This window comes from bacterium (genome assembly GCA_018812485.1).
GTDB lineage: Bacteria > JAHJDO01 > JAHJDO01 > JAHJDO01 > JAHJDO01 > JAHJDO01.
Window position 1 is genome coordinate 1 of the sequence record JAHJDO010000117.1, and the last position, 13,426, is coordinate 13,426.

Consider the following 13,426-nt stretch of genomic DNA (forward strand, 5'->3'; position numbering starts at 1 on the left):
ATAACAGAAATTCCATATCAGGTGAATAAAGCAAATCTAATTACAACAATAGCGAATCTTGTGAGAGATCATAAGATAGAAGGAATATCCGACCTGAGAGATGAATCCGATAAAGATGGATTAAGGGTTGTTGTTGAATTAAAGAGAGGAGAAATTGCACAGATAATAATTAATCAGCTTTATAAACATACTCAGATGCAGACCACATACGGCGCTATACTTCTTGCTATAGATAAAAACAGACCCAGGATTTTTAATCTACGGGAGATGTTAGATAAGTTTCTTCAGCATAGACAGGAAGTTGTGCGCAGAAGAACACAATTTGATTTAAAAAAAGCAAAAGCTAAGGCACATATTCTGGAGGGATTAAAGGTTGCAATTGAACATCTTGATAAGGTTATAAAAATAATAAAATCCTCCAAAGATGTGGATTCAGCGCGTGAGAGCTTAATGCAGGAATTCAAGCTTTCTGACCTGCAGGTACGAGCTATACTTGATATGCGTCTGCAGCGATTAACAGGATTGGAAAGAGACAAGATCCAGCAGGAGTATCTGGATACAATAAAGTTAATAAATCAACTTGAAGAGATTCTAGCAAGTGACAAGAAAATTATGGATATAATCAAAAAGGAAATACTTGAAATTAAGGGAAAGTACGCAAATCCAAGGAGAACCCGGATTGTTGAACAAACAACAGAACTGGGCATGGAAGACTTGATAGCAGAAGAAGATATGGTTATAACAATAAGCCACGCTGGATATATAAAAAGGTTGCCTTTAACAACATACAGAAGACAGCATAGAGGCGGCAGGGGTATTATGGGAGCAGGAACGAAGGAGGAGGATTTTATAGAATATGTATTTGTAGCATCCACGCATGACTATATACTTTTCTTTACAGACAGAGGACAAATTCACTGGGTAAAGGTTTATCAAATACCGCAGGCAGGCAGGCTCTCAAGAGGTAAGGCTATTGTTAATCTTTTGCGCATTGCTCCTGATGAGAAAGTTACAGCTTTTATCAGAGTTAGGGAGTTTGATGATAAACATAATTTGATAATGGCAACAGAGAGGGGTATTGCGAAGAAAACCAATCTCATTGCCTATAGCCATCCAAGAGCAGGTGGAATAAAGGGCATAAGGCTGGACAAAGGAGATAGGTTAATTTCAGTAAGTCTCACTGATGGAGAAAAGGATGTTCTCTTAGCAACAAGAGATGGTAAAGCAATTAGGTTTTCGGAAAAAGCGGTAAGAACTGTTGGAAGGGTCTCAAGGGGTGTTCGGGGCATAAGATTGAAGAAAGGAGATATTATTATTGGAATGGAAGTTGTTGAGGATGAGTCAACAGTTGTTGTTGTTACAGCTAATGGATATGGAAAACGCACGCGCTTCTCAGAGTACAGGTCCCAGGGACGCGGGGGTATCGGAGTTATTAGTATCCAGACCGATTCAAGAAATGGACTGGTTGAAGGATTAAGAACAGTTGCAGATGCTGATGAATTGATAGTTATTACAGCTAAAGGTGTAATAATACGCCAGCCTGTTAGGGAAATAAGGGTTATCAAGCGCAATACAAAAGGTACTAAGCTGATTCGTCTTGACAAAGGTGACCGTGTAGTAAGTATTGCAAAGGTCGCTGTTGAAGAAGATGAAAACGAAGTAAAAGAGAAAAAGACATCAAAGAAACCTAAAACAGCTAAACAAGTTAAGAAGAAAAAGAAGTAAAGGTATGAAGCATAAGAATGAAATTTAAAATAGCAAAAGATGGTTTGCCAATAATAGTTTTTTTTGTATTACTTACAATTTTCAGCGCTTTTTTCCATATATACATTAGTGTTATTTTTTTCGTCTTACTTAGTTTTTGTGTTTTTTTCTTAAGAGATCCTGAAAGAGAGATTACAAAAGGAGAAAATATAGTCCTTGCGCCAGCTGATGGTAAAGTAATGGTGATCGAACAAATTCAAGACAGTAAAATATCCGATGAACCAGTTCACAGAATTTCTATCTTCCTCTCGATTTTTGACGTGCATATCAATCGCGCTCCAGTTGATGGAGAAATAGTGTATCTTGAATATTCAAGAGGAAGGTTCCTTGACGCAAGAAATCCTAAGGCATCAGAAGTAAATGAGAATAATTTTATGGTGCTTTCGCATAAAGGGGCTAAGGTTGCCCTAAGGCAAATAGCAGGGAAGATTGCGCGCCGTGTTGTATGTAAATGCAGTAAGGGTGACAAACTAAAAATTGGTGAACGAATAGGAATGATAAGATTTGGCTCAAGAACAGATTTGTTTCTTCCTATGAATGCAGAGATAAACATAAAAATTGGCGATATGGTCAAGGCAGGAATAACTATTGTGGGAAAACTTCCGTGAGAAAAATTCAATTACTGCCAAGCCTTCTTACAACTGCTAATCTAGTGTGTGGATTTCTGTCAATAATCTTCTCTATGCAAGGAAACTTTACTATTGCAGGATGGTTAATTATTAGTGCTATTGTATTTGACGGGCTTGATGGTGAAGTTTCGCGTCTAACAAAAACAAGTAGTGCTTTTGGATTGCAATATGATTCCCTTGCTGATCTTATATCCTTTGCTGTTGCTCCAGCTGTGCTTGTATATAAATCTTTTTTTGGAGTTCCTACGCGTCTGGCTTTATCTCTTATTACACTGTATATAGTTTGCGGAGCTCTGAGGCTAGCCAGATTTAATGTTCAAATAGTAAAAACAAAGGATAAGTTTTTTGTAGGGCTGCCTATTCCGGCTGCTGCCGCAATAATCACAACCTCTACAGTAGCCTTCCATGACTACATTATTCAATTCCCTGTACTCAGATTCTTTCCAATATTCATGGTCGTTATTGCATACCTGATGGTAAGCAAGGTTAGATATCCCAGTCTGAAAGAAATTGAGAGAAAAAGACCATTTCACTATCTGGTTGCTATACTCTTAATTCTTGCTTTAGTAGTTCTACGTTCAGATTTTTTTATGTTTGCAATAACATTTGTTTACATACTTTCAGGACTTACAAGAATGCTCAGACCGTTAAGAAAATTTTTCGCACCCAAAAACCGAGTCTCTCAAGAGCCTGCTTCAAAGTGATAAGTAGTCAGTAAAGCCCATTATGAGTTAATTTTATGTATTATCCAACAAAAAAAGAATTTATTAAAAAAGCAAAAGCAGGTAATCTCATTCCTGTTTACAAAGAGATTATAGCTGATACACAAACTCCAGTGTCAGCATATAAGCAAATTGCATATGGGGACAAATTTTCATTTCTTCTGGAGAGTGTTGAAAGAGGGGAACAATTTGGCAGATATTCGTTTATTGGGACTAATCCTGAGATAGTCTTTAAATGTAAAAACAATAAAGGAAGTCTACTTACTAAGCATGAGAAAAAACAAGTTTCCCTGCCACATGGGCCTTTTCCATTCCTCAGGCATATGATGAATAAGTACAGATTTGTAATCGATGATTCTCTGCCTCCATTTTGTGGCGGAGCAGTGGGATATTTTAGCTATGATGTTATTAAATTTATAGAGAAATTACCAACGCATACAACTGATGATCTCAATCTGCCAGATTGTGTGCTGATGTTTACAGACACTATAGTAATTTTTGACCATCTTTTACATAAGATGAAGATAGTATCGAATGTGCACTTAGGTGATAAGACGGATCCGTCTAAAGCGTACAATCAAGCTATACAAAAGATTGATAGGATAATAGAGAAATTGAACATACCCATGCAGAAATATGGAAAAGAAAATTCAAATGGAAGATATAAGCTAAAATCCAATCTTACCAAAAATCAATTCACAAAGATTGTAAAGAAAGCCAAGGAATATATTAAAGCAGGAGATATCATTCAGACTGTGCTTTCACAACGGCTGAGAACCAAGATAAATATAGACTCATTTGATATATATCGAGCTCTTCGAATAATAAATCCATCTCCATATATGTATTATCTAAAGCTTGACAGTTTTGAAATAGCAGGATCATCTCCTGAGACTTTGGTTAAGGTAGAAAATAAAACTGTAAAAGAACGTCCAATAGCTGGTACAAGACCCAGAGGAAAAACAGAGATTGAAGATAAGGAACTTGTCAAAGAATTACTCTCTGATCCAAAAGAACTCTCAGAGCACATAATGCTTGTTGACCTTTCACGAAACGATGTTGGCCGTGTTTGCAAATACGGCACAGTCAAAGTTGGAGAACTGATGAGTATAGAAAAGTACTCTCATGTCATGCATATAGTCTCAGATGTTCAAGGGAAAATCAAACCTGGTTTAGACAGCATAGATGTTCTCAAGGCTTGCTTCCCTGCAGGGACAGTCTCTGGCGCTCCAAAGATAAGAGCTATGGAACTTATTGAGGAGCTTGAACCTACCAGACGTGGCCCTTATGCAGGAGCAGTGGGGTATTTGAGTTTTTCAGGAGAGATGGACACATGCATAATAATAAGAACAGCAATCATTAAAAACAATACAGCTTATCTTCAGGCTGGGGCAGGTATTGTTGCAGATTCAGTACCAGAGAAAGAATATAATGAAACATTGAATAAGGCAAAGGTGCTTATAAAAGCAATAAAGCTTGCTGAGGAGGGCTTAATTTGATTCTCATAATAGACAATTATGACTCATTTACATTTAATCTGGTTCAGTATTTCGGTGAGCTTGGCGCTGAAATGGAAATTTACAGAAATGACAAAATAACACTGGGTCAAATAAAAAACAAAAAAAACCTGAAAAAAATAGTCATCTCTCCAGGTCCATGCACACCAAAAGAGGCAGGTATCTCTAAAGATGTTATCAAATCATTTTACAAGAAAATTCCAATACTAGGTGTATGTTTAGGACATCAGTGTATTGGGGAAGTCTTTGGAGCGAAAATAGTCAGAGCCAAAAGACTTATGCATGGAAAAACTTCTATGATTTATCATGACAGCAGCACAATATTTAGAAATATTTCTAATCCGTTTGAAGCTACGCGATATCATTCTCTTGAAATAGAGAGAGAATCTCTCCCTGCCTGCTTCCAGATATCTGCATGGACTGAACAGAATGAAATAATGGGAATCAGACATAAGAAATACCCGATTGAAGGTGTCCAATTCCATCCGGAATCAATCCTCACTAAGGAAGGCAAAAAAATACTTAAAAACTTTTTAAAGCTGGAATAGGAGACTATTGTGATTAAAGAAATAATTCAGAAGGTTGTAGATGGGTGCGATCTTACAGAAGACGAGGCGCGAGGAACAATGGAAGAAATTATGGACGGCAAAGCAACTGCTTCTCAAATCGCGTCTTTTATAACAGCTCTCAGAATAAAAGGTGAGACTGTGGAGGAAATTACAGGATGTGCAAAGGTGATGAGAGAAAAAGCGGAAAGAATCTATGTTAAGAATGAGCTGGATGTAGTTGATACATGCGGAACAGGTGGAGACAAGGCTGATACATTCAACGTCTCTACAGCGTGCGCAATCGTAGCTTCAGGGGGCGGAGTTGTTGTTGCAAAACACGGCAACAGATCTGTATCTAGTAAATGCGGAAGTGCGGATGTAATGAAAGAGATGGGAATAAACATAGATATTCCTCCAAAAAAGGTTGAGGAATGCATCAATAATATAGGCATCGGATTCTTGTTTGCACCACTCTTTCATAAAGCTATGAAATATGCAATTGGTCCTAGAAGAGAAATAGGCATAAGAACAATTTTTAATATTCTGGGTCCGCTCACTAATCCGGCTAATGCCAGATATCAGATTTTGGGAGTATATGATCCGAATTTAACAGATAAATTAGCAAATGTTCTTAAGAATATGGGGTCAAAAAGAGCTTTTGTTGCATATGGAGAAGGCGGTTTTGACGAGATAAGCATTACAGGAAAAACAAGAATCAGCGAGCTTAAAAATGGAGAGATAAAAACATATTTTATAGAACCTCGCGATTTTGGTCTATCCACTGGGAAAAAAGAAGATATTAAAGGCGGCGATGCAGCTGAAAACGCAAAAATCATTATAAAAATACTAAAGGGTGAAAAAGGGGCAAGGAGAGATATCGTTGTTCTGAATTCTGCTCATATCTTTGTAGCAACAGGAAAAGCTAAAGATATAAGAGAAGGCATAACATTAGCTGAAAACTCTATAGACTCAGGAGCAGCACTCAATAAACTTAATGCCTTGAGAGAAGAGACAAATAAGAATTTCTAATTTTCAATTTCTAATTACTAATCAATTCTCAATTCTTTAATTTTAAACTATGAATCATAAGCTAGAAAAGAACGATTTAACCAAAGGTAGTATTTCTAAGAGTATTTGGAACTTAGCTGTTCCTATTATGATTAGTGTTGTATTGCAGAATGCGTTTAATATTGTGGATATGATTTTTGTTGGCAGATTAGGTCCAGAAGCTATCGCTGCAGTAGCCATGGGAGGAATCTTTTTTGGAATAATTATGATCGCTTTAATAGGTATATCCATTGGGACTACTGCTATGATAGCCAGAGCTATTGGAGCAAAGGATATTAAAGAGGCAGAAGACGTTGCCGTTCAATCACTTTTTATGGGTATTATCGGTTCTATTGTTTTTGGTATTTCTGGCTATTTTCTGGCAAAACCTATGCTTATCTTGTTTGGTGCAAGCGGAGAGGTGATTTCTCTAGGGGAATCTTATATCAAGATATTGTCTCTTGGTTCAATCACTATGTTTCTTTTATTTTTGATTAGCGCTATCTTTCGTGGAGCAGGGGATGCCTTTTTGCCTATGAAATTTTTGTTGCTTTCTACAGGATTGAATATTATTTTAGATCCATTATTAATATTTGGAATGTTTGGGTTTCCTGCTTTGGGAGTTAAAGGTTCTGCCCTGGCTACTGTTATAGCCAGAGGGGTAGGTATGATATGGGGACTATGTGCGATTTTTAAGGGGCACTCTATTATCCATTTAAAAATAAAGGAATCAAGATTGAGACTCTCTATTATGCTTCGGATGACTCGTACCGGTATTTTCGCAGCCTTACAGATGGCTGCAAGAAACATATCGGGTTTAATCTTAATGCGCATTGTAGCTATATTTGGCACTTTTGCTGTAGCCGCTTATGGTATTGGGATGAGAGTATTGATGTTAGTAATGATGCCTGGCTTTGCATTTGCTCAATGCGCTACAACATTAGTTGGGCAGAATTTAGGTGCAAGTAAACCAAAAAGGGCTGAAAAAAGCGCATGGTTGTCGACAGGATTTTTTGGAATTATAGCTATAATATTCACAATAATATTTACTATATTTGCTAAGGAAATGATCTCTATTTTTAATACCCATCCCGAAGTTATTAGAATAGGGGCTCTATATTTGCGTTTTTTATCTTTCACATTTATCTTTATGGCATCCTCTATAGTCCTTGGGAGAGCATTTATGGGTGCAGGTGATACTTTATCACCGCTTATAATTACGGGTATTTCCTTTTTTGGATTTCAGATACCACTGGCACTTTTATTATCAAAAAATTTAAATATGAATACCAATGGCATATGGCTGGCAATTGCTGTCTCAAATGTAGTTCAAGGAGTAGTGATGGCTGGATGGTTTAAAAGGGGTGCGTGGAAGAGCATAAAAAAATAGTTTGACTTTTATTTTCTTTTTGTTATTATGCAAAAAGTTAGTAGGACAAGGAAAGTGGTAAAGAGGCGATAGTCTCTCATGTTCTGTCCTCAAATAAACAAAAGAAGGAGTTCGAAAGATGGCTAAAGGCAAGGTAAAGTGGTTTAATGATGCAAAGGGTTACGGGTTCATCACCCCAGACGATGGAAGTGATGACTGTTTTGTGCATCATTCTGCTATTGAGGGCGCAGGATTTAAGTCCTTGGCTGAAAACGACGCTGTAGAGTTCGACATAGAGAAGGACGATAAAGGTCGTAACAGAGCTGGAAACGTAAAAAAGCTATAAAAAATATAGACTAATTTATAAATCCAATAGATAACCTGCTCAGATTACTGGGCAGGTTATCTTTTTTTGATTTTTCATCTGATTTGCATTATAATCTTTAAAAGCTAGAATTAGGGATTAAGACGCTTCGCTTTAAGGATTAAGTTTATAGTGCTTTTTACTTAATTCTTATAACTTATGACTTACAGCTTAATATAATGATACTCGATAAAATAGTTGAAAATAAAATACAGGAAGTTAAGAACAGAAAGATAGAAGAACCTGTTGTTGTGCTTAAAGAGAGAATCGATGCTTCTGATAAACCCAGGGATTTTGTATCCGGTATTTCAAAACATGGGAAAGAGATAATATCTCAAATGAATCTTATTGCTGAAATTAAGAAAGCATCTCCTTCTGCAGGAGTCATAAAAGAAGATTTTTCTGTAGAGAAAATTGCCGAAGCCTATAAAATGGCAAAAGTGGATGCAGTCTCTGTTTTAACAGATAAAAAGTTCTTTCAAGGAGAGATAAAATACCTAAATACGGTTAAAAATGTGATTGATGTACCGATTTTGAGAAAAGATTTTATTGTAGATGAGTATCAAATATATGAGTCAAGAGCATATAAAGCAGATGCAATCCTCCTAATAGTCCGAATACTTGAAAGATCTCAGCTTGCAGATTATCTTGCTATGACTAAGGAACTTGGAATGGCTGCGCTTGTTGAAGTTCATTCTGAGGAGGAGCTTGAGCAGGCTTTATCCTGCAATGCAGAAATAATAGGAATTAATAACCGCGACCTTGATACTCTGGAGGTTGATATTGAAACAAGTCTCAGAATAAAAGGAGAAGTTCCTGAGAACAAGATTGTTGTAAGTGAAAGCGGGATAAAAACAAGAAATGATGTCGAAAAACTTTATAAATGTGGTATACGTGCTATACTTGTTGGAGAGATATTAATGAGAAGTAATAATATAAAATCTGAAATACAAAGACTAATTGGTAAAGAGTTATGAAATTGCCTGATAAGCACGGTCGCTTTGGAGAATTTGGCGGCATGTTTGTGCCTGAAACTGTTATGCCTGCAATTCTAGAACTTGAGAAAGCTTATTTATCAGCAAAAAAAGATAAAAAATTTCAGAAAGAATTAAACTACTACTTGCGTGAATATGCAGGTAGGCCTTCACCTCTGTATTTTGCTCAAAGACTCACCAAAAGACTTGGAGGCGCAAAGATATACCTTAAAAGAGAGGACTTGCTACATACAGGAGCGCATAAGATTAATAATACTCTGGGACAAGTACTACTTGCCGTAAAAATGGGAAAAAAGAGAGTTATTGCAGAAACTGGCGCAGGACAGCATGGAGTTGCAACAGCAACTGCTGCGAGTATGTTCGGGCTGGAATGTGAAGTGTTTATGGGCACAGAAGATATTCAGAGACAGGCTTTGAACGTCTTCAAAATGAAGCTCCTTGGAGCAAAAGTTACACCTGTAACCTCTGGAAGCAGGACGCTCAAAGATGCTACAAATCAGGCAATTAGAGATTGGGTTACAAATGTCAGGACAACGCACTATGTTATTGGCTCTGTTGTAGGTCCCCATCCATATCCAATGATTGTGAGGGATTTCCAAACAGTTATTGGTAAAGAAACCAGAAAACAAATTCTCAGGATTGAGAAAAAATTACCTGACTACGTTGTAGCCTGTGTTGGCGGAGGCAGTAATTCCATAGGGATTTTTTATCCATTTATACCCGACAAGAAAGTTTCTCTTATTGGTGTGGAAGCTGCAGGGCTTGGTATTAAAACAGGTAAACACGCTGTAACACTGGGAGAAGGCACAATAGGTACTCTTCATGGAAGTATGAGTTATCTCTTGCAAGACGGTAACGGACAGATAAAAATAGCACATTCAATTTCTGCAGGGCTTGATTATCCGGGAGTTGGCCCAGAACACAGCTTTTTGAAAAAAACAGGCAGAGCTGAATATCATTCCATTACAGATAAAGAGGCTCTGGAGGGATTCAAGCTGCTTTGCAGGACAGAGGGAATTATTCCTGCGCTAGAGAGCGCTCATGCAATCGCTTATGCAAAAAAACTTGCGCCTAAACTCAAGAAAAACAAGACAATTATAATCTGTCTTTCCGGCAGAGGAGATAAAGACGCAGACACAGTAGCAAAGGTGCTGGGAGTAAAACTGTGAACAGAATAGAAAAGGTATTTCTTAATCTGTCCAGAACAAATACAGCGGCTTTCATTCCTTTTATAACTGCAGGTGATCCAAGCGTTGCTATAACAAAAAAACTGGTTTTCGCATTTGAGAAAGCCGGAGCTGATATTATTGAACTTGGCGTTCCTTTTTCAGATCCGCTTGCAGATGGTCCTACAATACAACAGGCTTCTGAAAGAGCGCTTAAAAATGGAGTTTCGCTCCGAACTGTGATAACACTTGTCAGAAACATTAGAAAGGAAAGCAGTATTCCTATTATCTTGATGGGATACTATAACCCCATATTTAAATATGGGGTTAACAATTTTGTAAAAGACTCTATAAAAGCTGGTATTGACGGAGTTATTGTCCCTGATCTTCCCCCGGAAGAAGCTTTTCCAATCTATAATAAAACAAAAAAGTCTCCTTTTCCCTTGATACTTCTCCTGGCTCCTACAAGTACAGATGACAGAATTAAGCTGATTGGTAAAATGACAGAAGGATTCATTTATTACGTCTCTCTTACTGGTGTAACCGGAGCTAGGGGCATGTTGTCAAAAACAATTGAACAGAATGTGTTAAGGATTAAAAACCTCACATCCAAGCCAGTTTCTGTTGGTTTTGGTATCTCTACACCGCAGCATGCAAAAAAAGTTGCATCATACGCTGATGGAGTGATTATAGGAAGCGCAATAGTCAAGTTAATTGAACAAAACCTTAATAAGCCAGACCTGCTTAGTAAAGTTACCTCTTATGTCAAACAAATGGTAGATGCGACGAAAATCTAAAAATATACAAGGCTAAGTGTAAGGTCGGAGTTACCATGTTTCTGTTCATTTCCAATAATGTGGCGAAAATACTTGACAAATTTTTGAGACTTGTGATATATTGCAATTGTATCGAGACTCGAGGCGATATAGGGTTTGGAAAATGGAAACAAAATTTAAGATAGATGAAGTAAGAAACCTGCCGAAATATTTTCAACTAAAGCAAATTTTGCTTACAAATATTAATAATGGTACCTATTCCAATGACGGAAGACTTCCTCTCGTACGTAACCTAATGAGTAAACACAACTTAAGCTTTTCTACTGTTGATAACGCATTGCGGGAACTAGTGAATGAAGGAATAATATACTGTGAACATGGAAAAGGAATATTTGTAAAAAACCCTGATTTAGTTTCTGATAAGAAAATAAAGACAATTGGATTAATTGTCTCAAATTTATCAAAGAACCAAGCTCGGAATGAGATATTAGAAGGAATAGAAAAAATACTGAGTGATAGAGGATACAGTCTAACTCTCAGAATTTCTGAAAGAGATGTCAAAAAAGAAAAAGAATTATTAGAGTCGTTTAATAAAGACAATACATCAGGAGTATTGATTTTCCCTGTTGCTGTTGAAAGAACAACTGCCCTAAGAAACTTCTTAAGCAAACACATTCCTATTGTATTAGTAGACAGATATTTTCCCCATCTGGCTTCTGTAATAGATTATGTAGTATCTGATAACGAGGGAGGCGCATATAAAGCGGTTGAATATTTAATAAAGCTGGGGCATAAAAAAATAGCGCATATTACAGGTTTACATCATTACACTTCTATTGAGGATAGGATTAAGGGATACAAGAAGGCATTATTGGATAATAAAATAAAAGTTGATGAAGCGCTTATTAAAAGAGGAGCTTCCACTGAAAACTGGGTAAAAGTTGGATACAATTTGACAAGTCAATTATTTGAGGACAATACAAAATTCACAGCTATATTTGCAAATAATGACAGCACAGCAATCGGCGCTATAAAAGCAATTAAAGAAAATGGATTAAATGTCCCAGAAGACATATCTGTAATAGGCTTTGACGATAATCCACAAGCATCCTTGCTTGAAGTGCCTCTTACAACAGTTGCGCAATTAAGATATGATATAGGAACAAAGGCCGCGCAGATACTTCTTGATAAAATAGAGGGGAAATTAAAAGCCCCTCAACATGTTGTGTTGAAAACAAAACTTATTATAAGGAAAAGTTGCGCTTTGCGCTCTTCACTTTGTGCTAAAAAAGAAAGGAGGTGAGTGAAAAATGTTAGATAAAATAAGGAAAATTTGGGGAAGGGCTGGATTTATCTTTGTAGGGACATGTCAAATGAAGAATATATTTTTATCTATTTATCATAAATACTCCTTTCTTTTCTCTGGTAAAAAACCTCTAAGGGTGTATTCATCTTTTCGCGATCACCGCCAGACCGAGAACTTATTCCCAGCCACTTATAGGCGGGCCAGCATGAAAGTCCTATTCACGTCGTCTGAGCCGCATTCACACTCTCGAGTTCATCCTGTGGTATCCACAGGAGACATCACAAATCCTGATCGCGGTCATCAGTACGACGTATATCACCAGAGGCGACTAACAGGCGATAGCCAAGCCATTATGGAGCTTGGCTATGAGTCTGGCCTGCCTAGCCTTGTTAGCATTCCTGTTATGGTTAGTAGATCCTCCTCTTCTAAAAGCTTCTCTTGTTTGATGCATCTTCCAAAGCCATCTAATAAGTTTCTGAGCAATAGCAACTTTAGCTTTTCCTCTAATCTTAGTGGAGCTGAGAATACGATTATACATAGCTTTATAGGTTGGGTCAGAACGAATCAAGGTATTAGCAGCCTCACACAATACCCATCTAAGAGTAGCAGAGCCAGCTTTGGAGATATTACTACTAGAGACTTTTCCAGCGCTTTCTTCAGTTCTTTGAGTAAGTCCGGTATAGGAAGCAATAGCGTTGGCAGAATAGAATCTCGGAAAGCCGGCTACTTCTGCCAGGATGATAGCTGCAGTAATATCAGCAATACCGGGGACAGTTTTAAGCAGCGCAACATCTTCTTTAAACTGTTCCATATCACAAAATTCAAGAATACGGCGTCTAATAACAATTCGTTGTCTTTCCAGATGCTCAATAGATTCAAGAAATTGAGAGAAAGAAAACAAAGCATTTGGAGAGAGCTTATCTCCACGAGCAAGAAGCCATTTCTGAGCGGAATCTCCTGTGATACTTCCTGGCCCAGGGAAATTATGCTGCATAAGAATCCAGCGCATTCTGATTTTGAGAGTAGACATCATGTGAGTAGTAGTATGCCAGTGTCTTCCAAGTCTTCTGAGTTCTCTGGTGGTTTTATCAGGGACAAAAGCCTGTGGGACTTCGTTCCTGAAAACAAGAAGAGAGATAAATTTAGCGTCGATTTTATCGGTTTTGGCATGCCTTTTGCCGGCTCTGTATCTAAGTTCAACAGCATCGGCAAGCATGAGTTTG

General features: G+C 37.5%; 13 protein-coding genes. 12 read left to right on the forward strand and 1 reads right to left on the reverse strand.

What is annotated here, in order from left to right; translation table 11 throughout:
* From KKC91_09545 to KKC91_09600, 12 genes are all read left to right on the forward strand, one after another.
* Positions 1-1,725 (forward strand): DNA gyrase subunit A (locus KKC91_09545; GenBank protein ID MBU0478794.1); only part of this gene is annotated, 1,725 nt, incomplete at its 5' end.
* A gap of 17 nt (positions 1,726-1,742) precedes the next feature.
* Positions 1,743-2,372 carry a phosphatidylserine decarboxylase family protein gene (locus tag KKC91_09550; GenBank protein MBU0478795.1) on the forward strand — a complete coding sequence of 210 codons (630 nt, stop codon included), beginning with the start codon at positions 1,743-1,745 and terminating at the stop codon, positions 2,370-2,372.
* Entirely contained in the window at positions 2,369-3,097 is a 729-nt protein-coding gene (gene pssA / locus KKC91_09555; GenBank protein ID MBU0478796.1) for a CDP-diacylglycerol--serine O-phosphatidyltransferase, read from the forward strand. The genes KKC91_09550 and pssA overlap by 4 nt, the downstream gene beginning before the upstream one ends.
* A 35-nt stretch (positions 3,098-3,132) precedes the next feature.
* Entirely contained in the window at positions 3,133-4,614 is a 1,482-nt protein-coding gene (gene trpE / locus KKC91_09560; GenBank protein MBU0478797.1) for an anthranilate synthase component I, read from the forward strand.
* Positions 4,611-5,180, forward strand: a complete 570-nt coding sequence (locus KKC91_09565; GenBank protein ID MBU0478798.1) for an aminodeoxychorismate/anthranilate synthase component II — start codon at positions 4,611-4,613, stop codon at positions 5,178-5,180. Before trpE ends, KKC91_09565 begins: the two co-directional genes overlap by 4 nt.
* A 9-nt stretch (positions 5,181-5,189) precedes the next feature.
* A complete protein-coding gene (trpD, locus tag KKC91_09570; protein MBU0478799.1) occupies positions 5,190-6,209 on the forward strand; it encodes an anthranilate phosphoribosyltransferase in 1,020 nt (339 codons plus the stop codon).
* 49 nt (positions 6,210-6,258) lie between these two features.
* Complete coding sequence (locus tag KKC91_09575) at positions 6,259-7,617, forward strand: MATE family efflux transporter (protein ID MBU0478800.1); 1,359 nt, start codon at positions 6,259-6,261, stop codon at positions 7,615-7,617.
* A 118-nt stretch (positions 7,618-7,735) separates the two neighbouring features.
* The gene (locus KKC91_09580; protein ID MBU0478801.1) at positions 7,736-7,942 is read left to right on the forward strand and encodes a cold-shock protein; all 207 of its coding nucleotides are present in this window, start codon (positions 7,736-7,738) and stop codon (positions 7,940-7,942) included.
* Positions 7,943-8,139: 197 nt separating this feature from the next.
* On the forward strand, positions 8,140-8,937 hold the full coding sequence (gene trpC / locus KKC91_09585) for an indole-3-glycerol phosphate synthase TrpC (protein ID MBU0478802.1): 798 nt from the start codon (positions 8,140-8,142) through the stop codon (positions 8,935-8,937).
* Positions 8,934-10,124 (forward strand): tryptophan synthase subunit beta, encoded by a 1,191-nt coding sequence (gene trpB / locus KKC91_09590; GenBank protein MBU0478803.1) that lies wholly within the window; start codon positions 8,934-8,936, stop codon positions 10,122-10,124. The genes trpC and trpB overlap by 4 nt, the downstream gene beginning before the upstream one ends.
* A complete protein-coding gene (gene trpA / locus KKC91_09595) occupies positions 10,121-10,918 on the forward strand; it encodes a tryptophan synthase subunit alpha (GenBank protein ID MBU0478804.1) in 798 nt (265 codons plus the stop codon). Before trpB ends, trpA begins: the two co-directional genes overlap by 4 nt.
* Before the next feature lie 142 nt (positions 10,919-11,060).
* Entirely contained in the window at positions 11,061-12,200 is a 1,140-nt protein-coding gene (locus KKC91_09600; protein ID MBU0478805.1) for a GntR family transcriptional regulator, read from the forward strand.
* Between the two features lie 331 nt (positions 12,201-12,531).
* Here the strand turns inward: KKC91_09600 and KKC91_09605 are convergent.
* The coding region (locus tag KKC91_09605) for an IS110 family transposase (protein MBU0478806.1) at positions 12,532-13,426 on the reverse strand (895 nt) is incomplete at its 5' end.

What these genes read in the sequence shown, in the direction of transcription:
- KKC91_09575 (MBU0478800.1), top strand. Translation starts at nt 6,259, where the DNA reads ATGAATCATAAGCTAGAAAAGAACGATTTAACCAAAGGTAGTATTTCT.
- KKC91_09600 (MBU0478805.1), top strand. Translation starts at nt 11,061, where the DNA reads ATGGAAACAAAATTTAAGATAGATGAAGTAAGAAACCTGCCGAAATAT.
- trpC (MBU0478802.1), top strand. Translation starts at nt 8,140, where the DNA reads ATGATACTCGATAAAATAGTTGAAAATAAAATACAGGAAGTTAAGAAC.
- trpE (MBU0478797.1), top strand. Translation starts at nt 3,133, where the DNA reads ATGTATTATCCAACAAAAAAAGAATTTATTAAAAAAGCAAAAGCAGGT.
- KKC91_09580 (MBU0478801.1), top strand. Translation starts at nt 7,736, where the DNA reads ATGGCTAAAGGCAAGGTAAAGTGGTTTAATGATGCAAAGGGTTACGGG.
- trpB (MBU0478803.1), top strand. Translation starts at nt 8,934, where the DNA reads ATGAAATTGCCTGATAAGCACGGTCGCTTTGGAGAATTTGGCGGCATG.
- KKC91_09550 (MBU0478795.1), top strand. Translation starts at nt 1,743, where the DNA reads ATGAAATTTAAAATAGCAAAAGATGGTTTGCCAATAATAGTTTTTTTT.